Below are 2,151 nucleotides of genomic sequence, written 5' to 3'. Positions count from 1 at the left end.
AATACACCTCCACTCTCTACCACAAATCCGGGTGTAAGCACAATACTATTTCCTGCCTGATAACTCACATTACCCGTAGCTGTCACCTTGTTACTGGCATTAATAACACTACTCGCTTTCCGCATATTCATTCCGGTAAAATCATCTGTCGGACTAACCAGGTTCCGGGTAAGTGGATTAATTCTCAGTGAACTATTGGTAGCACTCCCCAACACTACCTGATTGGTCGAAATTACCCGAATCAAATAATTACTGCCTTCAGGTGTATTCAGCGGAATCGTTGCAGTAATACTTCCTGAAATAGCTGATGTCCCTATGATCACCGCATTCCCAAAACTCCCGTTTGCATCGGAAAGCTCTGCCTGAAATTGATTCCCTACTGCAAAGGTCCCCGTCGCAGAAAAATTAACCTCCACACTACTCCCTGCACAAAACTCATTGCCTGTAATTGTCGGCATTGAAATAGAAGCCGAACTCCCAACAATACTGAATCTTGTAATTACTGGCCCATAGGTTACTCCCCCTCCCTTATTGTCTTCTGCATAGCCCGTAACTGTCAAGGTGTAAAAACCCGGTACCAGGTTCCTTCCATATACATTTACACCCAGGTTATCAAACAGTGAGAATGGATTAACATTCTGAATAATATTCCAGTTTAAATCTGGCCCCTGAATATTTATCTCAAAACTTTCCAGGGCCGTCGAAGTACACACCGGTGAAATAAGTATTGAGGTCAAATCAGAAAGCTCATTAATAACCATACCATTGGTAAGCGGAAACAGGGGCTGATAAGGGTTGCCGGCTTTTACATACAAATAATCAACAATGCGAGTAGGGTCACAGGGGTCAACACCATTCACTACTACATTTGTCGTCGCAGTGGCTGTACAGGCATTCCGCCCCACTGTCAGCGTATAAATCCCTCCATTAGCCGATAAGGCGTCTGCAATTGTGGGGTTTGATATATTACTTGTAAAACCATTGGGCCCTACCCAGGCATAGGTATCGCCCCCAGCTCCATTTAATTCAATAACTTGCCCAACCGTATAGGGGCCTGTATCTGAGGCCACTGCAAGCAGGTTATTTATGAAACTTACATGGGTGGTGGCTGTTGCGGAACAGCCATTCGAAGATACAACTGTAACACTATAAATGCCGGAACTTGTAATTGTGGCTACTGGATTATTCCCCAAACCGTTTGACCACACATATGAGATACCACCGCTCGCAGTTCTGGTGACTGAAGTATTGGTACAGGTCAGATCATCGCTTCCGGTAATACTGGCAATGGGGGGGGTAGTATCGCTGGTGACAACAGTCGTTGCTGTAGCAGAACATCCTGCTGAACTGGTAATCGTAACTGTATAGGTACCCGGAGTGCTAATGGTAGCAACAGGGTTAGTCCCTAAGCCTCCTGACCATGCATAGGTCGTTCCGCCACTTGCTTCCCGGGTTACAAAAGTATTGGTACAAGACAGATTAGCTGTGCCTGTAATACTGGGCACTGGATTATTGCTGATGGTTACACTGGTGGTGGCCGTAGCAGAAGCACAACCTCCACTGGCTGCTATGATGTAGGTAACCGTATAAGTCCCTGACGTACTACTACTGGGGGTAATTTGCCCCGAAGAACTATTCAGACTCAATCCTACAGGGGATGCCGTAAAGGTTCCTCCCGAAGAACCTGTTAAGGTTACATTGGCCGGACTCGCTGATTTACAATAAGGTGTGCCTGCATAGCTGATACTGGCTGAGGGACTATCAGTAATCGTTACACTCGTAGTAGCAGTCGCAGAAGCACAGCCTCCACTGGCAGCTATCGTATAAGTAACTGTATAAGTCCCTGCTGTACTACTTCCTGGGGTAATCTGTCCCGATGAACTGTTCAGACTCAATCCTACAGGGGAAGCTGTAAATGCCCCTCCCGAAGTTCCTGTTAAAGTCACATTGGCTGGACTCGCTGTTTTACAATAAGGGGTGCCCGCATAGCTAATCGTAGCGCTTGGCGCATTAGTAATCGTTACACTGGTGGTTGCCGTAGCTGAAGCACAGCCTCCACTGGCTGCTATCGTATAGGTCACTGTATAGGTTCCTGCCGTACTGCTGCCCGGAGTTATCTGTCCCGTTGAATTATTGATTGTTAAACCTGAG

The 2,151-nt window shown here is 46.6% G+C and carries 1 protein-coding gene; it reads right to left on the bottom strand.

What is annotated here, in order from left to right; genetic code table 11:
- The coding region (locus H1R81_RS27215; protein ID WP_220275332.1) for a 3-coathanger stack domain-containing protein at positions 1-2,151 on the bottom strand (2,151 nt) is incomplete at both ends.

The organism is Emticicia sp. BO119, from assembly GCF_013912375.1.
GTDB lineage: Bacteria > Bacteroidota > Bacteroidia > Cytophagales > Spirosomataceae > Emticicia.
The sequence above is the reverse complement of the archived record's forward strand: the minus strand, read 5'-3'. Positions and strand labels throughout refer to the sequence as shown.